Here is an 18,030-nt window from a genome sequence, read left to right on the forward strand (position 1 = left end):
GCGTCATTCGTAAGGCGATCAAGAACCGGAAGATTTTTCGGACTGATGAGTCAGTCATGAAGGTAATCTATCTGGCCATGGAAAAAGCTTCCGAGAAATGGACCATGCCGATCAGGAACTGGAAAGCAGCCATGAACCGGTTTGAAATTATGTTTCCTGACCGGTTCAAGGAGTAATAGTTTTGGTGGCGTTTACACAGAATTATTTACAGGCTCGCTCTACCCACCTCCTAATGTTCTTAACTTATTTTGCTTTTCAGTTTGCATACAAGCAATTTGAGCATCCATACTCTTAGCAAGATCAGAGAACTCTGTCCGAGCCATTTCCAGAATTTTTTGCCTCCCTTCTTGGAGTTGTTGTTTTTTTGACTTAAGTCTAAAAAAGTGATTACTCTCTTTTGGGATTGTAGGCTGTGGTAAATCAAGTTCAATTTCTCGCCAGATACAGTCGAAAGTTGTTTTATTGATTATGTTAAGACCCTCGACAGAAATAGTTCCCAGAAGCGGGTCTATCTGACCACACAAGTCATTCATGACCTTTTCATAGAAACTTCTCAGCTTTTCACGGAGAGTATCTGGCGTTACCATTGTATTCACAGGAAATCTTTCTTTATCCTTAACACCATTAACAATCTGACTTACTAAATGTCTATAAAATATAAGAGGATCCTTTTCCTGCATGCCTGATCGCAATTATTCAAATGCTCTTATTATTGATGAATCCACAGCCCTCTGATTATCAACTGATTCATCCATACATAAACTCTCATTCTCAGTATCAAATGAAGAATCAGTGAACTTTAATAATTTTAAGGCTCCTTTTTGTATTCCAGCCAAATTTTTACTTTTACATGTCCCATATTCATCCACCTGCATATCTGAAAACACTGGCTTTAAAACTGATTTTACAGAACCATCAGGAAGCTGGTCATAATGAAAATAAAGCGCTGAGAATTGATGCTGTAACTGATCAACCATTTTAAGGATCAGAAGAACTTCATGCTTTTCATCACTACTGAGAGTTTTTTTATAACTGTGTTTATTCAAACCTTTTTCAGCAAGACCAAAACTCATATGGAATTTTGCGATGACTCGAGTAAGTTCTAATGGAAAGTACTGTTCACAACTCTGAAAATCGGGCATTAACTTAGCCTGCTTTTCCTGAGCGTCACATGCATCAAGAAATCCCCAAAAACCTTCAGAAAAAGTAGGCCAGACAGCATCTCGCAGATCCTCTCCCCTGAGAGTTCTATACCTCTCTTCTCCAAGAGTCAACCTCATAGACTCTGGAATCTGCTCGAGATCCATAAAGGCATCTCTAATGAGGTTATAAGGATTACAGAGTCTGATAAAAGACTCCCTATCCGTTATAGCCCTAAGTACAAACTCAGAATTAAGCATGCCATTTTCAGGCATATCAATATCCTTAAGCACTGTTGCATTTTCACTTAATCCAGTCCTTAAAATAAAACTTTGTGCGAGCTGACGCTGAATTTCCCCCTCTGATCTTATTTCTTCAGGACATGGTTCTTGACTTGAGTTGGTTTGATGAGGATTTGTTGGTGGCAAACCGGACTCACCAGTTTTCTTCCTTCTGGTTACCGTAAGCCCCCCTCTTTTCTATCAAAAGGAGATCCAGGCAACTCTTTAAGACTCTTATCAAATTCTGCAGATTTATCCAGTGAAGTTTCATCTTCCCAGTCAATATCCATATCATCGCCAGGAAATTCAAACTTATCTTCCGAGCTGGATTTTTTCACATCAAGTTCAGGGGGGAAGTTACGTCGTTCAAACTTATCAACTAAATCGGCAACTGAAATCTCATCCTCACTTTCAGGAATGGGATTGCTTTCCAGCTCAGCTCGTTTATTTTGGATATTTTTTCTTCAAAGGCCTGAATTCGTTACTTTGTTTGAATTGCGGCTATTATTTTCATGCAAGGATTCATGGTCATTTTGGTCGGAATTAGAAATGTACCCAGAGTCATCAGAAGATGATTGAAACATGCCGTCTTTTTGCTCTACCTGACAAATATCCTTCATGGTATTCATTTAATCTTTCCATTTCAGAGAGATTTCGAATTACTTTATGATTTTCTGAAACAGGCACCCTTGAAAATGTTTTGCCTTTGATATCTCTATTGCTATTATCCCTGATAATCATCGTCACCATGCGATGGAGCACCAGTATCACTTCCTTCTATTTTCATAGCAGCCTCCCAGCCGCTGTTGCATTATGTACTGGCTATTGATTATTTACATGAAAGTTTCGTATTAACTTAATGTTAACAAAGCTATTTTCAGTCAATTAAATTATAGCAAACCATTATATCTTAACATTTGCAGCAAACGTTCAAAAAAAATAACAAGCTGTTATTTAATATCAAGAAAAGCACGCCCAACCACTGAGCTTTCACTGTTCATTAGTTATTCAATAAATCACCAGAGTACATCATTAACATTTCGCGAAAAGTGAAAGCATTTTTTGCAAGAAAATGCCAAAAAGACTTTTAATATGAAATAGATAATAAAAAAGATAGAATACCTGCAAAATCAAATTAACTGGGCAAAAGAATAAGAACAGTATGGAGTCTTCCATGAGTGCCAGAAATGAAAATCTTGACAGTGTCCCAACTCCTCAAGGAGAAATGACATTAAAGGTTCTGGCGGATCATCGTTCCGTCAATAGCAGTGGTGATGTATTTGCCGGCTGGGTAGCCATGCACCTGGATCAGGCTGGGGAAGTCTGCGCCCGCAAAGCCTCCAATGGCGCCAGAGTGGTGACGGTCAGTATTGGCAGCATGAGTTTTCTCAGGCCAGTTCAGACCGGTGATCTGATCGGGTTCTTTACCCGGGTGACAGAAATCGGAAAAACATCGATTAAGGTTGTCGTTGAAGGCTGGATAGAAAACCACCATGGCTGGGAGAAACTGACAGAAACTACGATGGTATTTGTTGCCATTGATCGAGGTGGACGAACCCAGCGGGTCAGAAGCTTTTAGAATAAGGCTATTTTGAATCCAATGGGAAGAGGATCAGGAGCCTCTGATCTTCTCAGCCCACTCTGAGAGTAAATGCCTCATTCGGTCAAGGCTCACAGGCTTGTCAATATAGTCATTCATACCTGCATCAAGGCAGGCCTGCTCATCCGCAGCCAGGGCCTTGGCGGTCAGTGCTATGATAGGAATATCTGCACAATGTCCACCTGATGCCCTTATTTTCCGTGTCGCTTCCAACCCGTCCATTTCCGGCATCAGACAATCCATCAGAATCAGGTCATATTGGTCATTTTTCAGGCTATCCAGGCACTCAACGCCATTACCAACCACAACATAATGGCAGCCCAGCTTCTCAAGAAGCTTGCCTGTCACCATCTGGTTAACCGGGTTATCCTCTGCCAGCAATATATAAAGATTAAGTTCAGTATCAGGCTTAGTCACTGGTAATCAGTTCCAGAATTATCGGTATCTTTATTCATATCCGAAATAATCCCCGGGACTTTAACAAAACCTGCAAATAACTTATGAACGTATCGTCAGATACACCGCGTCCGAGTTGAAAAAGTCCCATTCATGGAAAGCTCTAAATCATCACCCGATTGAAGAGGCCCAACACCTTCTGGAGTTCCAGTCAGCACAATATCTCCCGGAAGCAATGTGAAATGCCTGCTGATATAGCTCAACAGCCCGGGAATAGAGGTCAACATATGCTCCGTCGTCCCTTTCTGCCTTAGCTCTCCATTTACCGACAGAGAAAACTCAAGGTTTGCGGGGTCTTTAATATGTTCAACAGCTACAAAACCAGACAGCGGGCAGCTGTTGTCAAAGGCTTTAGCCACTTCCCAGGGAAGGCCTTTTGACTTTTGCAGGCCTTGCAGATCGCGAAGCGTCAAGTCCAGCCCAAGGCCAATAGCCATGATAGCCTGATTAGCCTCATGCTCACTGGCATCAGTCAGAGGCTCCTTGATCAACAGGCTCACTTCTGTCTCATGATGCACTGCCCCACGATTACGGGGTAACTGCAATGGCTGCTCAAGATTAACCATAGCTGTACTGGGTTTAATAAACAGGACCGGATCATCAGGCAGAGGATTATTCAGTTCCTGAACATGTGCAGCATAATTCCGCCCTACACAAACCACCTTCCCAACAGGAAGGTCAATACGGTCGCCACTGATCCAGCGGTGCCTGTACTTCATAATGCATCCCTTATTAACTCCGGTGATGAGAAATGGAACGCACAATACGCACCAACATCATTCGGATATTTATTATTCGTTCTAGGTTCTGTTGACATAGGGTTCCTTTCTCAGCTTAAGCCAGAATGCTTCTGACTAGGCGCAAGGACGCAGGAATACTCACGTCTTTCAAGTTGTTGCAACAACGGCAGAAGCATTCTGGCTTGAGCCCGTAGGGTGGCTCGTAAAGCCACCTTCCAGCTTCGTTGGACTGGTTTGATGTAGAGCCACTACACCTGTACCAGCTCGCTTCGTGGAATACGGCTTTGCGAGTCAGGCTGCGCACCCCGCTGAGTTTGGAACCTTATGTCAACAGAACCTACTAAGCCAGAAGCTTTGTCGGGGTAACAGAAAGTATTTACATTCAGGCATATCATCCCCCAGGGAGGCTATTGTCCCACGGCTCAAGTCGCAGTTAAAGCATCTCACTTTCGATACACTGTAGTACTATCATAAAGACTGGCCGCACAGTGGAAGGAGCATAGTATGTCAGAAGAGCTGCAACTCAATATCCAGAGCCTTCATGATATTCTTGAAGACTCACCCGTCGATGAATGTACCGCCGGAGCCTTAAAGCAGATAACAGAAGAGATTAAAATTGCCGTTGCCCAGGCAGAAGGGGAGATTCCCATTCAGGGCTACAACGATCAGCTGGAGCAGGAGGCCATTCGCTTCAGTGAAGACCACCCTGCCCTGACGCAGGCCATCCGACAATTAATGATCACCCTCTCCAGTATGGGTATTTAAACCCTGTTGCTGTAACACAGCTTACATTCCAATACACCAAGTCGGTTTCACTGGCGTGAAGCCGACAACCCCGTCTGTAATTACGAATTCACAGCCTTTTAGTAAGTACCATCACGCACAGCCTATGCTATGATGTGCCGCCTGACGCAGCCGGGACCAACCTGTGATGCGACATGAAAACGATTGGCGGATATATAACAGCCATGAATGGGAAGCACTACTTCTGTTGCCCGCCTTCAAAATAAGAAAAAACAGTGCTTCCAAAGTAAAACAGCCTTGTGCCAGTCAGCCATGAGCTAACCAATAAAGAGACTGATATGCCCGAAATATCGCTGGATAAGAGCAAGATTCGTTTTCTCCTGTTGGAAGGTGTCCACCCGTCTGCTGTCGATATTCTGAAAGCATCGGGCTATACCAATATCGACTATGTCACCACATCACTGCCTCCCGAAGAGCTGAAAGAGCGTATTGCGGATGCTCGCTTTGTGGGCATCCGATCCCGGACACAGCTAACCGACGAGATTTTTGAGGCGGCAAAAAAACTCTGTGCTGTTGGCTGTTTCTGCATTGGCACGAATCAGGTTGAACTGCCCGCAGCTACACGACGGGGTATCCCTGTTTTTAACGCGCCTTATTCAAATACCCGCTCAGTGGCTGAACTGGTTCTGGCCGAGGCCATCCTGCTTCTTCGCGGAATCCCTGAAAAGAACGCCCTGGCGCATCAGGGAGGCTGGCAGAAAACAGCCGCGAACTCCCATGAAATCCGGGGCAAAAAACTGGGTATTATCGGTTACGGAAATATCGGTAGTCAGCTCAGCATCATGGCTGAGTCCCTGGGTATGGAAGTCTACTTCTATGATGTCGTAACCAAGCTTTCCATGGGTAATGCTACCCAGGTCAATAATCTGAATACACTGCTTGGTATGTGTGACATTGTCAGCCTGCATGTTCCGGAAACCCGTGACACCCAATGGATGTTCGGTGAAGCACAGTTTGCCGCCATGAAAGACAACAGCATTCTGATCAATGCCTCCCGGGGTTCTGTTGTGGTTATTGAAGCACTGGCTGAGTATCTGAAGAATGGCAAGCTGCTGGGTGCAGCCATTGACGTATTCCCGGAAGAGCCAAGGGGCAACGATGATGAATTTATCAGCCCTCTGCGTGGCATGAAGAATGTTATCCTGACGCCCCATATTGGAGGCAGTACTCAGGAAGCACAGGAAAATATTGGCCGGGAGGTTGCTGAGAAGTTTATTATGTACAGCGATATTGGTACTACATTATCGTCTGTAAACTTCCCGGAAGTTGCCCTGCCGGCTCACCCCGGTAAGCACCGCCTTCTTCATATCCACCAGAATATTCCTGGTATTCTGGGCCAGATCAACCAGATACTTTCTGAAAACAGCATTAACATAAGCGGTCAGTACCTGCAGACCAATGAGTCCGTTGGTTACGTTGTTATCGATGTTGATGCTGAACACAGTGATATGGCCATGCAGAAGATAAGAGAGATCGAAGGCACCATCCGCTGCCGCGTTCTTTACTGATTCAACCTGCAAATGCTCAGCCTGATCCTTAGGCTGAGCCTGCTATCTAACGGTTAAAAACATGCGTACGTTAGCTTCCGCCCTTTTGATCACACCGCTTCTGCTAACCGGCTGCTCAGACAATGAGGTAGGCGATGTCAGCCTGGGCCTTTTCACCACCAAGGATATCAAGATTGAAACCTTTACCGATCCGGTGGTCACTGGTGTCACCTGTCATATTTCGCACGTAAAGGGGAACCTGGATCTGTCTGACCCATCTGACATGGGCATTTCCTGCCGGCAGACAGGGCCGATCACTCTGGATATGATCAATAACATCAATATGTCCAAGAGTGGCGAAGTGGTTTTCAAAACATCGAAAAGCATCCTCTGGAAGCATCTGAAAATACGGCGTATCTGGGATGAGAAAAACAAAACCCTGATCTATCTGAGCTATTCAACAAAAGAAACTGCCGGCAGTGCCAAACACTCCATGACAACCGTCCCCCTCTGGGGAAACCCTGTCTGGGATCAATTAAACACATCTGATACACATCAATAGCTGGCGTTGGTTTTTCCGCTGCCACTCCGTTTTCATAATTTTTGCTCTTCACACCTTAATGAAAATTCTCAGCCTTCTTTTTGCGCTACTTGTCTCCTCTAATGGCATAAACACTGCCTATGCCGATTCATTTTCCAGCGAGATTGACCACCTTATCACCTACGTTACGGCATCCAATTGCAGCTTTATAAGAAACGGTAGCGCTCACCCGGCCTCCGAGGCAGTGGAGCATATGAAAAAAAAGTACCGGTACTTCAGGAGAAAGATTAACAGTGCAGAGCAGTTTATCGAATTAAGTGCCAGTAAAAGCACCCTGTCCGGTGAACCCTACTGGATAAAGTGCCCTGGAACGAAAGAGCAACACTCCCGTGAATGGCTGCTCGAAGAGTTACAGCGATACCGGCAGAAGGTCAAACATGCTCCCCACCATTGATATGAATTTCTGCTCCAGTCATATATTCAGCTTTTGAAGAGCAGAGAAAATAAATCAATGCCGCCACTTCCTCAGGCGTTCCCAGTCGTCGCAGTGGTATCTCTTCAACAAGTTTCTCAGTTCCAGGAGAAAGAATCGCGGTATCGATTTCACCAGGTGCAATGGCATTGACCCGAATACCCTTTGGCCCAAGATCAGCCGACATTTCCCTGGTCAATGCAGCCAGTGCGGCTTTTGACGTTGCATAGGCAGAACCAGCAAACTGGTGAACACGGGTTCCAGCAATCGATGTGACATTTATGATGGAGCCTTGAGCCATTGCCAGATGTTCAAGCAGTCCTTTTGCAAGCAGCAGTGGAGCGAAAAAATTAACCTGAAAAACCTGATGCCAGAGAGCCAGTTCGGTTTCCACAAAACCAAGCCGCCTTCCTTTGGCACTCTTCGGGGAAATAGCGGCATTATTAACCAGAGCATTGAGAGCGCTCTGGCCAAGCAGCTCTTTCATTTTTGAAATACCCATCTCTACACTCTTTTCTGAAGCGAGATCCAGGTTGATATGATTCTCAGGCCCTGATGCCCAGGGACATTCTTCTGGGAAGTCATGCCGGGAGCAGGTAATGACGCGCCAGCCAGCTGCTGAAAAGGTTTTAACCGTCGCATGACCGATCCCCCTGCTCGCGCCGGTAAGCACCAGTGTTTTCCGTGTTTCATCCGATACCCCAGACATCCAACCCACACCTCTTCAATACAGGCGATTTCAGTCTAGTACATTCATATTCAACAAACGCTTCGTGCACTGGTAACTGAGGTGAAATAAGACACAGCATGTCAGAAGAGTCGCTATATTTCTTTGCTGTAGCCATATCAAAGGCAGCTTAACGCTATGAATATGACCCAAACCATAAATATCATTATCTGGATAGTGGCATTGCCTTTCCTTTCCACCATTGCATTTGCTGATGATCCAACCGGTGGTTACTTTGAGGGCTATCAGGCTGACTGTACTGAGATAAGGGAGCATGCAGAATCCAATGTCGTTAACTGCAATATGATTACCTTAAAAAAGGCCACAGAAGCGTTGGATAATGTCTACAACGATCTGATTAAACATGCAGATAAAGAACAGAAGAAATACCTTGAGGATATGCAGCTGGCCTGGGAAAGCATGAAAGAGGCACAGTGCAACCTGGTAAAAACATACTACGTTGGTGTGGCCTATGAAAAATGGACATCCCATTGTCAGGCTGTGATGACCATTCGACGGGTTAAAGAGCTTGAACAACTTGGAACCGGGATAATGTGGGGAATTTATGACTAGGGGGTTCTGCTCCTGCATAGACCCATTCTTAAAATCTGGCTCTCACTCTATAATCCTTTAATCTGTATAGCCCCTGCTGGCTATACAGCACATTATTTTACTGGGTTCAGGTTCTGAAAAGGCAATAAGTAGTGCAAATTCACCGTATTAATCCTTGTAAGCGCTGGTCAGATATTACTGTCTTCAATGGCATCGCTCATTTTGTTGAAGTTGCCGATACGGACACCACTGAAGATATAAAAGGGCAGGTAAATCAAATTTTTAATCAGGCCGAACAGGCTCTGAAGAAAATTGAAAGCGACCGGTCACGCGTATTATCCGTGACAATCTACCTCACTGACTTTGCCAATTTACCAGCATTGAATGAGGTCTGGGATGCATGGTTCCCCGAAGGTTGTGCACCAAGCAGAGCATGTGTAAAAGCCGAACTGGCAGATCCGGAATACCTGGTAGAAATGGCTTTTGTTGTCGCAGCCGGTGAACACTATATGAGCTAATTACTTCAGCTCTATTGGGAGCTATTCTTGGGCAGCCCCCTTGGCGGGCCCAATCAGCCATGAGAGCAATTGATCACATGTCTAATTGAGCCCTGACTAATCCATTGTTTTTAAATGCCATAAACTGACTGAGGCATAAGTAACTAACCATAAGAAATCATATTTTCTGAGTAAGTGGTTAGTTACCCAGAAATATTCGATTCCATATGGCCAGCTACTTATATCTGACAAGGTGAGCGCTAATTATTTGACGCTTTGAAATAAAACATTGAAAGGCATTTGGTGTAATAAGCTCAAAGTAATATCAATCAATGGAGCTGTAGGTATGGAGTACCGTTTATTACCACTGATATTGCTGGCATTTTCCATCAACCTCTCTGCCGCATCACTGACATCTGAAGAAGATACATTTGCGTTATGCGAAAAGTCCGTCAGTTTATTCGGCCCAGGTAAAGCCACTGACTCATTTGAGGTTCTGGCAAAACACTGGCTTCTGCCAAAACATGAGATCACAAACCTGGTATATCAAACCGACTCACAGCTCAGCAGCATTGGATACCGTTATGGTAAACCAGTAGGAATAGACTTTATTTCAACTGAACGCCTGGGCAACAGTTTTCTGAGACATACTTTTATGCGCAAATTTGAAAACCATGCATTGCGCTTTATCTGTATTTTTTACAAACCAGAAAATATCTGGGTGGTGAATTCAGTACACTGGGACGATGATGTTTCGGAATCTTTTTAGAAAGAGCTTATCTATCCGGTATATAAGTAACTATCCACTCACCCAGAAATATTCGATTCCATATGGCCAGCTACTTAGTTTCTGGCTGGTACATCCTTTCTATCTCAGCCATTGGGACTGAGTTCATAATGCCAGCTTGAAGGTATAAATAATTCCTGAAGCAAAAGTAGAACACGGCTATCTTCATTATTTGCCTGTAAACAGCTGGAGCCAGTGATGAATCCCTGCATCAATATGATTACGTTGGGCGTTCATAACTTCAAAGTCTCACTTGTTTTCTATAAAAACGGTTTGTGCTTTCCGCGTTATGATTATGAGGGAAATGAAGAGGTCGCTTTCTTTGAACTGTCAGGGACCTGGCTGAGTATTTATCCCATTCAGTTATTGGCTGCTGATGCAGGTATCAGAGCAACACCTCTCCAGTCTGAATTCAACGGAGTTACTATCTACCATAATGTTAAAACACCTGCGGAGGTTGAAACTATTTTTCAAATGGTCATAAGTGCCGGTGCAAAAAAACTCAGGCAACCCGATCAGGCTGACTGGGGAGGCTATACCGCCTACTTCAGTGATCCGGATAGCCATGTATGGGGTGTGATACATAACCCTTTTTTCTGGCCAGGGCCCGCGTAAGACAGTGATGATCTGCAAAAATGCCCCCTGCAAAAAATACTTCGGACAAAACATCCAGAATCGGGTAAAAAGAAATATTCAAAGATCGTACTTACTGATCCCATGCTCAGAAATATAACAACACAAAGGCTGATATTGAGGCCATTTATCCTTGAAGATGCCTGCCGCATACAGGCTCTTGCGGGAGACCAGCGAGTATCAGAAATGACAGCCAATATCCCCTACCCTTATCTGGATGGGATGGCTGAGTCATGGATTCGAGAACACCGTCGGGAAATGAAAGAAGGACATGCTCTGGTCTACGCGATAACCATCCTGAATTCGGGTGAACTGGCTGGAGCTATCAGCCTGACGGAAATAACCGGTCATGATGCCAACCTGGGTTACTGGCTTGGTGTACCTTACTGGGGAAAAGGTTACTGCACTGAAGCAGCAAAGCCATTCCTCAGATTTTGCTTCAGTGAGCTCAAGCTTCCAATGATCTACGCCCGTCACCTTGTTGAGAATCAGGCATCCGGCAGTGTTATCCAGAAGTGTGGCTTCCAATTCATAAGAGAGGTGTACACATCCGGGCAGGGTAAATCACAAATTCTGAAGCATTATGAGCTGCATAACCCATAACCGGACTCAGATCATTGGCCACAGTCTACTTCTGGTGTAGTTTCCCTTTCTCATTTTTCACAAGCTTCCTGAAGCTCAGGTCATCATGCGCATTCTTCACACATCTGACTGGCACCTTGGCCAGCACTTTATGGGCAAAAGTCGTGAGTCAGAACATCAGGCCTTTCTGGACTGGCTGATCGAGCTGGTGAAAGAGCAGCATATTGATGCCCTGATTATTGCCGGTGATATCTTTGATACCGGTACACCACCGAGCTATGCACGAAGACTGTACAGCCGTTTTATCGTCAGCCTGCAAAATACGCCCTGTCAGCAGCTCGTGGTGATTGGCGGTAACCATGACTCAGTGGCCACACTGAATGAATCAAAAGAGCTGCTGGCCTGCCTGAATACGTTTGTGGTTGGTGGCGTCAGTAAAGAATCGCAAGACCAGGTTCTGGTTTTGAAAAACAGTCAGGGCGATCCTGGTGCCGCCATCTGTGCTATTCCCTTCGTCCGCCCCCGGGATGTTCTGGAAAGTCAGGCTGGAGAGTCGGGTGAAGACAAACAGCAGGCTCTTCAACAGGCAATTGCTGCTCACTATCAGGCAATATACACAGAAGCTGAAAAACTGGCAGGAGACCAGCTTCCCATTATTGCGACGGGGCATTTAACGACAGTAGGCGGACAGCTGACCGAATCTGTTCGTGAGATTTATATCGGGACCCTGTCGGCATTTCCGGTATCCGCTTTTCCCAAAGCTCACTACATTGCACTCGGCCACCTGCATCGACCTCAAATCGTGGCAAAGCAGGAGCATATCCGCTATTCAGGCTCACCTATCCCGCTGAGTTTTGATGAAGCCGGCACCGACAAGCAAGTCATTATTGTCGACTTCAAGAAAAATGAGCTGAATAAAATTGAGTCCGTTATGGTGCCTGTCTTCAGACCACTGATCAGCCTTAAAGGCTCGCTGGACAGTATTGATCAACAACTGGCCACACTGACAGGCGAGAAACATCAGTCTGAGCTCAACCCATGGCTGGAGATTGAAATCACCACCGAAGCTTACCTTCATGACCTGCAAAGCCGGGTCGAACAGCTGATTCTTGCCAGAGAGGGGCTGTCTTCATTTGAACTGCTGAGAGTAAGAAGAAAACGGGAAAAGACAGCAGCATCATTAACGGTTGCTGACCAGGAGAGTCTGGCTGAGTTGAATGTTGAAGACGTATTCCAGCAACGGCTTCAACAGGAAGAGCTTACGGACGAACAGTTACAGCAGCTGACCAGCGCCTTTCAGGAAGTACTCGAAAACGTGTTTGAAGCCGATAAAGAACCTCCCCTGCTGGCGCAGCATGATCAGGAGGACAATGCCTGATGAAAATCCTCAGTCTGCGCCTGAAAAATATTAATTCCCTCAGGGGCGAGTGGAAAATAGACTTCCAGAAGGAACCTTTTACCAACAGTGGTTTGTTTGCCATTACCGGCCCTACCGGTGCCGGAAAAACCACGCTGCTGGATGCCATCTGCCTTGCCCTTTACCATCAGACTCCACGCCTGACCACGATCTCAGCATCCGATAACGAACTGATGACACGGCACACCTCTGAGTCTCTCTCAGAAGTTGAGTTTGAAGTGAAAGGCAAAGCCTATCGTGCCTTCTGGTCGCAACGCAGAGCTAGGGGAAAGGCAGATGGCAAGTTACAGGCTCCACAGGTCGAGCTGGCCGACAGTGACGGTACGATTATTACCACCCGTATTAACGATAAATTGAAAAAAGTCAGTGAGCTGACCGGGCTGGACTTCGGGCGTTTCACCAAATCCATGATGCTCGCCCAGGGTGGCTTTGCTGCTTTTCTGGAAGCCAGCGCCAATGACCGGGCAGAACTGCTGGAAGAGCTGACAGGTACTGAGATCTATGGAGAGATCTCACGACGGGTCTTTGAGCGCATGCGTACCGAAGAGCAAAATCTCAGCCTGCTAAAAGCCAGAGCGGGTGGTATCGCTCTACTGAACGACGATCGACTTTCAGAGCTAAAAGAAGAACAGAATCAGCTGACAGAACAGCAACAGGAAACCAGCAACGAACGACTTTCCTTTACCCATCAGAAGCGCTGGCTGGAAGAGCTGACCAGTAGAGAACAGGAACAGGTTAAAGCCCGGGAGTCATTGAACCTTGCCATTCAACAGGGCGCAGAACACAGCGAGCAATTAAATCGTCTTGAGCAGTCCCTCCCCGCTATGGAGCTTCTGCCGGACTGGGAACGATTGAACGAATGTAAGCAAAAACATCAACTGATACAAAAGACACTGGCTGATCATCAACAGAAAAAACTGACCACAGCTGAAAAGGCAGAAACAGCCCAGAAGCAGTATCAGATTCAGTTAAGTGCCTGGGAAAGCCATCAACAGGAACAGGAGCAGACTGAATCTCTGCTGGTAGAGCAAATCATCCCTCTGGACTCCGACATACAGAGGCTTTCTAACGAGCAACAGACCATCAAAGGCAAGCTGCGTGCGGCTGAACATGAGCAGGAAGTACTGAAAAAAAGCATTGCTGATGACCAGCAGTCCCAGCAGCAACTGAATGACCAGCTTCAGGTGGCTAACCATTACCTGGACCAAAATACACACCAGCAAAAGCTGGGAGAACAGCTGCCGGTATTACAAACCCTGTTTGAGCAGCGGGAGACAGCCAGCCAGAGTGAACAACAATATATTCAAGCCATTCATACGTTGGAGCAGGAGAGCCAAAACCTAAACGCTCAACATCAGAAGCTGGAAGACCACATTCAGTCGCTGACCAGAGCAATCGAGCAACGCTCCATCAAGAATAAAACGCTGCTTGAGAACAAAGCAGCCATATTAAATGGTCAGGAAGAAGAGCAGCTTCAGGCAGCTCATCAACAGTGGAATGACCAGAACCCACTATGGCTGCACCTGAATAACCTTAACCAGCAATTTGTAAACTGCACCGGTGATTTACAGAAAGAGCAGGACCTCCATATCAACCTGCAGCAATCGCTAGCGCAGCACACTAACAAAATTGAAGGGCTGAGAGCCGAGTACAGGAATGCCAAGCAGCACTGTCATGATCTGGAACAGCTGCTGACTCAGGAGCGGCAGATCACCAGCCTTAAGGACTATCGGAATAAACTACAGGCGGGAGAAGCCTGCCCTCTTTGCGGTGCTAAAGAACATCCAGCGATTGAGCATTATCAGCAGCTGAATATTTCAGACACCGAGCAACGGTTAAAAACCAGACAGCAAACGCTGGAGCAGCTAAAGACTAAAGGAGAGAAGCTGAGCAAAGAGGCTGCGCGTATACAGGCACAGCTGGAATCTTCAGAACAGACCATTAACAGGCTGCAGAATCAGATTTCTCAGGTTACATCAGACTGGTCCGCTACCAGCAATGCACTGTCTCTTACATTCTCGATAAACAACACGGAAGAATATCAGAGCCTCTTTAAACGGTTTACAGAAAGTGGAGAGACCCGAAAAAAGCAGCTGGAAGAATTGAGTCAGTTCAATCGCAGTATTCAACTTGAGCAGCAGCAGCTGGATCAACTCAATAAAGACATTACCCAGCACAACCATCGACGGGATGTAAACCAGCATCAGAAAAACCAGACTGACCAGCAGCTGTCCGATAAACGCCAACAGCTTGAGCAGAGCAAACACACAAGCCAGATTTTGGAAGAAAAGATCAGGATCAGAATTCAACATGAGCTGCATCTTCAGGCACCAGTCCTTTCAGAGCAGCCAACATGGCTGAGTCAGCAGGAAAAAAACTGGCAGCAATGGCAAAACATCACAACTGAGCAAAAAGTACTGAGTGAAAAAATTCAGGCCGCTACCCTGCAGCTCAGTAATAAGCATCAAAATCAGCAAAAAGCCGACGAGCTCGTTCGTGAATTTCAGAAAGCCCTGGATAACACCAACGCTCAGTTACAACACCAGCAACAGAAACGGCACGAACTGTTTGGCCAGAAAATAGTGAATGAGGAGCGACAGCGACTCAAGTCACTGGTTGTTGAAGCCAAGGCACACTACCAGCAAAGCCAGAGCCAGTTGAAAGCGATTGATGAACAACTGGGTGAGCTGACCGGAATCATTCGTCAGCAGACCATTGAACAGGAAGCGTTGAGCGAAGGGCTGAAAGTCGCAGAGAATACGTGGCAGACATTATTAAATGACAGTCCATTCCAGGACAGTGAACATTTCCAGAAAGCGTTGCTGGATAAAGAAGAAAGAAAGACGCTGACAGAACTCAAGCAATGTCTTGAACAGCAGTTACATGAGGCAAAAGGTAAGGTTGCCTCGGCTGAAGCCAACCTGAAAGCACATATTGAACAACCAGCGACTAAACTGTCATTAGATGAATTAACTGAAAAACTGACCGAGTTGGACAATCATATTCGTTTAATCAATCAACGACAGGGCGAAATTACTCAGGCACTGAAAGACGACGAAGAAAAACGTCTTGGCCAGGCAAACCTCTTCAAGGCTATTGCAGCACAAGAGCATCAATACCAGGTTTGGGCTCAACTCAGTGGCCTGATTGGCTCCAGTAAAGGTGACAAGTTCCGTAAATTTGCCCAGGGTCTGACGCTGGATCATCTGATTCTTCTAGCCAACCGACAGCTTGAACAGCTCCATGCCCGCTATCTGCTCAATAGAAAGAGCAACGATGAACTCAGCCTTGAAGTTCTGGATACCTGGCAGGGTGACACAGCACGGGACATCAAAACCCTGTCTGGTGGCGAAAGCTTCCTGGTCAGTCTGGCACTGGCACTGGGGCTTTCGGACCTGGTCAGTCACAAAACCCGTATCGACTCGCTGTTTCTCGACGAAGGGTTTGGTACACTGGATCAGGAAACACTGGAAACCGCACTCAGCGCCTTGGATAGCCTGAATGCCAGTGGGAAGATGGTTGGTATCATCTCCCATATCGAGTCCCTGAAAGAACGGATTCCCACCCGGATAGAAGTGATAAAAGAAACCGGACTGGGTTATAGCAAATTGGATAGACGCTTTGCCTGTATCTGCGACTGATCACTTTTATTCTGAGGGTTTATGAATCAACTATTGACTGTTGGCGCTCTTGAGTCGTTTCTCATTGCCATATTTGTGCTGTTCCTGGGGCATTTTATCAATGCCCGAATTCCTGTATTGAAGAAGTTCAATATTCCTGAGCCCATTGTTGGTGGGCTGATCGTTGCAGCGGCTATTGCATGGCTCCATTTCAACGGTACCGAAGTTGAGTTCCACCTGCCCTTGCAGGACACCTTCATGCTGATGTTCTTTGCGACGGTTGGTCTGGCCGCCAGCTATACCCAGCTCATTAAGGGAGGGGCTAAGGTACTGGTTTTCCTCGGTGTAGCATCAGCCTACATCGTGTTGCAAAACGGCATAGGCATGTCATTGGCTACCATGCTGGGACTTGATCCTCTTATGGGATTGATTGCCGGTTCCATTACGCTTTCCGGTGGACATGGAACCGGTGCAGCCTGGTCTCAGACATTCCAGGAATGTCTACGGCATGAACAATGTACTGGAAATTGCCATGGCATCAGCAACCTTTGGCCTGATTATGGGTGGTATTATTGGTAGCCCGGTAGCCCAGAGACTGGTGGATAAAAATGGCCTGAAATCCCAATACGGCAATAGCAACAGAACCCACGATCAGTTTCCTGAGCTGGTAACGTACAACGAGAATGAAGAAGACAGTGTTACCTCAAAAAAGATGATTGAGTCACTGTTCATGATTCTGATCTGTGTGACCGGTGCCAAATATCTGGAAATCTGGGTCAATGGTTTTGAGATCAAATGGCTGATGATTCCTGATTTTGTCTATGCATTGTTTATTGGTGTCCTTATTACCAACACTCTGGAAGTCACCAAGGTGAAAAAGCTGGATATTGAAACCATTGATGTCCTGGGTACCGTTTCACTGGCTCTATTTCTTGCCATGGCCCTGATGAGCTTAAAGCTCTGGAACATTCTTGATCTGGCGATACCTTTCCTGATCATTCTGATGGTGCAGTCCGCCATGCTGGCAATATTTGCTTACGTTGTCACCTTCAGGGTGATGGGAAAAGACTACGATGCTGCCGTTATTTCCAGTGGCCACTGTGGTTTTGGACTGGGCGCAACTCCAACAGCGGTGATGAACATGGGCTCAGTGGTTAATCGCTTTGGCCCTTCCCCTCAGGGTTTTATGGTGGTGCCTATTGTGGGCGCCTTCTTTATTGATATTGTGAACCTGATTATTCTGCAGGCAACGCTATCTATTTTTGGATAATTGGCAACCTTTATACTGTTATTTATCCAGTTAGAGCGGCTTCTTCTAAGAAGCCGCTCTAGAGAAGCACACCCTGTAAAAATTTGAGTTACTCTTGGCTTGGATAAAATTAAAGTACAGATTATAAGTTCAATTATTTTAATACCAAAAGCTGCTAATATTTTTATTTAATTTGAACTTGCCAGAAGGCTTCAAGTCGAAGCTAGGATTTACAAATAAAATCTGAATGAGCTAACTTAAATGCCAGCAGTTTCATCTCCCTCAACACAAGCATTTAGCCTTTTGCCTCGCCTCATTATACCAATCGCATTTTCTAAATCCTTAAGCTGCCGCCAACTATGCTTAGGCATCATTACCATGCATTATCTAGAACAGATGTCTCGTCGACCACAGCTACCCGAAGGTTTTAATGATGTTGATTTTC

At 45.9% G+C, this 18,030-nt stretch carries 21 protein-coding genes and 1 pseudogene; 15 read left to right on the top strand and 7 right to left on the bottom strand.

Annotated elements, in window-relative coordinates:
* Positions 1-176 (top strand): annotated as a pseudogene (locus AK963_RS32080) (IS256 family transposase); the annotation flags it as partial.
* Between the two features lie 42 nt (positions 177-218).
* On the opposite strand, the gene AK963_RS15380 reads toward AK963_RS32080, so the two are convergent.
* The 4 genes from AK963_RS15380 to AK963_RS35405 form a co-directional block, all read right to left on the bottom strand.
* Positions 219-680, bottom strand: coding sequence for a hypothetical protein (locus AK963_RS15380; RefSeq protein ID WP_066016330.1), 462 nt, complete (start codon positions 678-680; stop codon positions 219-221).
* 12 nt (positions 681-692) lie between these two features.
* Complete coding sequence (locus tag AK963_RS15385) at positions 693-1,568, bottom strand: hypothetical protein (protein ID WP_139117436.1); 876 nt, start codon at positions 1,566-1,568, stop codon at positions 693-695.
* Between the two features lie 29 nt (positions 1,569-1,597).
* The gene (locus tag AK963_RS33295) at positions 1,598-1,759 is read right to left on the bottom strand and encodes a hypothetical protein (protein ID WP_175404535.1); all 162 of its coding nucleotides are present in this window, start codon (positions 1,757-1,759) and stop codon (positions 1,598-1,600) included.
* A 126-nt stretch (positions 1,760-1,885) separates the two neighbouring features.
* Positions 1,886-2,050: a hypothetical protein gene (locus AK963_RS35405; protein WP_238593746.1), complete on the bottom strand. Its 165-nt coding sequence runs from the start codon at positions 2,048-2,050 to the stop codon at positions 1,886-1,888.
* Positions 2,051-2,595: 545 nt separating this feature from the next.
* Between AK963_RS35405 and AK963_RS15390 the strand changes: the two genes are divergently transcribed.
* Positions 2,596-3,000, top strand: a complete 405-nt coding sequence (locus AK963_RS15390; protein WP_066016332.1) for an acyl-CoA thioesterase — start codon at positions 2,596-2,598, stop codon at positions 2,998-3,000.
* A gap of 33 nt (positions 3,001-3,033) precedes the next feature.
* Here the strand turns inward: AK963_RS15390 and AK963_RS15395 are convergent, their stop codons facing one another.
* Together AK963_RS15395 and AK963_RS15400 are read right to left on the bottom strand one after the other, a co-directional pair.
* Positions 3,034-3,438, bottom strand: coding sequence for a response regulator (locus tag AK963_RS15395; RefSeq protein WP_066016333.1), 405 nt, complete (start codon positions 3,436-3,438; stop codon positions 3,034-3,036).
* A 95-nt stretch (positions 3,439-3,533) separates the two neighbouring features.
* Positions 3,534-4,196 (bottom strand): fumarylacetoacetate hydrolase family protein, encoded by a 663-nt coding sequence (locus AK963_RS15400; protein ID WP_066016334.1) that lies wholly within the window; start codon positions 4,194-4,196, stop codon positions 3,534-3,536.
* Between the two features lie 525 nt (positions 4,197-4,721).
* Here AK963_RS15400 and AK963_RS15405 point away from each other — a divergent pair.
* The 4 genes from AK963_RS15405 to AK963_RS15420 all read left to right on the top strand — a co-directional run bounded on the left by AK963_RS15405 (position 4,722) and on the right by AK963_RS15420 (position 7,503).
* The gene (locus tag AK963_RS15405) at positions 4,722-4,982 is read left to right on the top strand and encodes a DUF4404 family protein (RefSeq protein WP_066016335.1); all 261 of its coding nucleotides are present in this window, start codon (positions 4,722-4,724) and stop codon (positions 4,980-4,982) included.
* Positions 4,983-5,299: 317 nt separating this feature from the next.
* The gene (gene serA, locus AK963_RS15410; RefSeq protein WP_066016346.1) at positions 5,300-6,529 is read left to right on the top strand and encodes a phosphoglycerate dehydrogenase; all 1,230 of its coding nucleotides are present in this window, start codon (positions 5,300-5,302) and stop codon (positions 6,527-6,529) included.
* A gap of 61 nt (positions 6,530-6,590) precedes the next feature.
* A complete protein-coding gene (locus AK963_RS15415; RefSeq protein WP_066016336.1) occupies positions 6,591-7,070 on the top strand; it encodes a CreA family protein in 480 nt (159 codons plus the stop codon).
* A 58-nt stretch (positions 7,071-7,128) separates the two neighbouring features.
* Positions 7,129-7,503: a DUF5329 family protein gene (locus AK963_RS15420; protein WP_066016337.1), complete on the top strand. Its 375-nt coding sequence runs from the start codon at positions 7,129-7,131 to the stop codon at positions 7,501-7,503.
* Here AK963_RS15420 and AK963_RS15425 read toward each other — a convergent pair.
* A complete protein-coding gene (locus tag AK963_RS15425) occupies positions 7,481-8,230 on the bottom strand; it encodes an SDR family NAD(P)-dependent oxidoreductase (RefSeq protein ID WP_066016338.1) in 750 nt (249 codons plus the stop codon). The two genes, AK963_RS15420 and AK963_RS15425, sit on opposite strands and share 23 nt — an antisense overlap.
* Before the next feature lie 156 nt (positions 8,231-8,386).
* Here AK963_RS15425 and AK963_RS15430 point away from each other — a divergent pair, with 156 nt between their 5' ends.
* The 9 genes from AK963_RS15430 to AK963_RS36640 all read left to right on the top strand — a co-directional run bounded on the left by AK963_RS15430 (position 8,387) and on the right by AK963_RS36640 (position 17,606).
* Positions 8,387-8,821: a lysozyme inhibitor LprI family protein gene (locus AK963_RS15430; protein ID WP_066016339.1), complete on the top strand. Its 435-nt coding sequence runs from the start codon at positions 8,387-8,389 to the stop codon at positions 8,819-8,821.
* Positions 8,822-8,952: 131 nt separating this feature from the next.
* A complete protein-coding gene (locus AK963_RS15435; RefSeq protein WP_066016340.1) occupies positions 8,953-9,318 on the top strand; it encodes a RidA family protein in 366 nt (121 codons plus the stop codon).
* A 325-nt stretch (positions 9,319-9,643) separates the two neighbouring features.
* On the top strand, positions 9,644-10,066 hold the full coding sequence (locus tag AK963_RS15440) for a hypothetical protein (protein WP_066016341.1): 423 nt from the start codon (positions 9,644-9,646) through the stop codon (positions 10,064-10,066).
* A 216-nt stretch (positions 10,067-10,282) separates the two neighbouring features.
* Positions 10,283-10,699: a VOC family protein gene (locus AK963_RS15445; RefSeq protein ID WP_066016342.1), complete on the top strand. Its 417-nt coding sequence runs from the start codon at positions 10,283-10,285 to the stop codon at positions 10,697-10,699.
* Positions 10,700-10,834: 135 nt separating this feature from the next.
* Complete coding sequence (locus AK963_RS15450) at positions 10,835-11,320, top strand: GNAT family N-acetyltransferase (protein ID WP_238593747.1); 486 nt, start codon at positions 10,835-10,837, stop codon at positions 11,318-11,320.
* Between the two features lie 85 nt (positions 11,321-11,405).
* A complete protein-coding gene (gene sbcD, locus AK963_RS15455) occupies positions 11,406-12,677 on the top strand; it encodes an exonuclease subunit SbcD (protein ID WP_066016344.1) in 1,272 nt (423 codons plus the stop codon).
* Positions 12,677-16,357 (top strand): AAA family ATPase, encoded by a 3,681-nt coding sequence (locus tag AK963_RS15460; RefSeq protein WP_066016345.1) that lies wholly within the window; start codon positions 12,677-12,679, stop codon positions 16,355-16,357. The genes sbcD and AK963_RS15460 overlap by 1 nt, the downstream gene beginning before the upstream one ends.
* 21 nt (positions 16,358-16,378) lie before the next feature.
* On the top strand, positions 16,379-16,915 hold the full coding sequence (locus tag AK963_RS36635) for a sodium/glutamate symporter (protein ID WP_274520524.1): 537 nt from the start codon (positions 16,379-16,381) through the stop codon (positions 16,913-16,915).
* Positions 16,845-17,606 (top strand): sodium/glutamate symporter, encoded by a 762-nt coding sequence (locus AK963_RS36640; protein ID WP_274520525.1) that lies wholly within the window; start codon positions 16,845-16,847, stop codon positions 17,604-17,606. Before AK963_RS36635 ends, AK963_RS36640 begins: the two co-directional genes overlap by 71 nt.
* Positions 17,607-18,030: the final 424 nt, after the last annotated feature.

Origin of the sequence: Endozoicomonas atrinae (genome assembly GCF_001647025.1) — a bacterium.
GTDB lineage: Bacteria > Pseudomonadota > Gammaproteobacteria > Pseudomonadales > Endozoicomonadaceae > Endozoicomonas > Endozoicomonas atrinae.

What these genes read in the sequence shown, in the direction of transcription:
- AK963_RS15380 (WP_066016330.1), bottom strand. Translation starts at nt 680, where the DNA reads ATGCAGGAAAAGGATCCTCTTATATTTTATAGACATTTAGTAAGTCAG.
- AK963_RS35405 (WP_238593746.1), bottom strand. Translation starts at nt 2,050, where the DNA reads ATGAATACCATGAAGGATATTTGTCAGGTAGAGCAAAAAGACGGCATG.
- AK963_RS15390 (WP_066016332.1), top strand. Translation starts at nt 2,596, where the DNA reads ATGAGTGCCAGAAATGAAAATCTTGACAGTGTCCCAACTCCTCAAGGA.
- AK963_RS15400 (WP_066016334.1), bottom strand. Translation starts at nt 4,196, where the DNA reads ATGAAGTACAGGCACCGCTGGATCAGTGGCGACCGTATTGACCTTCCT.
- AK963_RS15405 (WP_066016335.1), top strand. Translation starts at nt 4,722, where the DNA reads ATGTCAGAAGAGCTGCAACTCAATATCCAGAGCCTTCATGATATTCTT.
- serA (WP_066016346.1), top strand. Translation starts at nt 5,300, where the DNA reads ATGCCCGAAATATCGCTGGATAAGAGCAAGATTCGTTTTCTCCTGTTG.
- AK963_RS15415 (WP_066016336.1), top strand. Translation starts at nt 6,591, where the DNA reads ATGCGTACGTTAGCTTCCGCCCTTTTGATCACACCGCTTCTGCTAACC.
- AK963_RS15420 (WP_066016337.1), top strand. Translation starts at nt 7,129, where the DNA reads ATGAAAATTCTCAGCCTTCTTTTTGCGCTACTTGTCTCCTCTAATGGC.
- AK963_RS15425 (WP_066016338.1), bottom strand. Translation starts at nt 8,230, where the DNA reads ATGTCTGGGGTATCGGATGAAACACGGAAAACACTGGTGCTTACCGGC.
- AK963_RS15430 (WP_066016339.1), top strand. Translation starts at nt 8,387, where the DNA reads ATGAATATGACCCAAACCATAAATATCATTATCTGGATAGTGGCATTG.
- AK963_RS15440 (WP_066016341.1), top strand. Translation starts at nt 9,644, where the DNA reads ATGGAGTACCGTTTATTACCACTGATATTGCTGGCATTTTCCATCAAC.
- AK963_RS15445 (WP_066016342.1), top strand. Translation starts at nt 10,283, where the DNA reads ATGAATCCCTGCATCAATATGATTACGTTGGGCGTTCATAACTTCAAA.
- sbcD (WP_066016344.1), top strand. Translation starts at nt 11,406, where the DNA reads ATGCGCATTCTTCACACATCTGACTGGCACCTTGGCCAGCACTTTATG.
- AK963_RS15460 (WP_066016345.1), top strand. Translation starts at nt 12,677, where the DNA reads ATGAAAATCCTCAGTCTGCGCCTGAAAAATATTAATTCCCTCAGGGGC.
- AK963_RS36635 (WP_274520524.1), top strand. Translation starts at nt 16,379, where the DNA reads ATGAATCAACTATTGACTGTTGGCGCTCTTGAGTCGTTTCTCATTGCC.
- AK963_RS36640 (WP_274520525.1), top strand. Translation starts at nt 16,845, where the DNA reads ATGAACAATGTACTGGAAATTGCCATGGCATCAGCAACCTTTGGCCTG.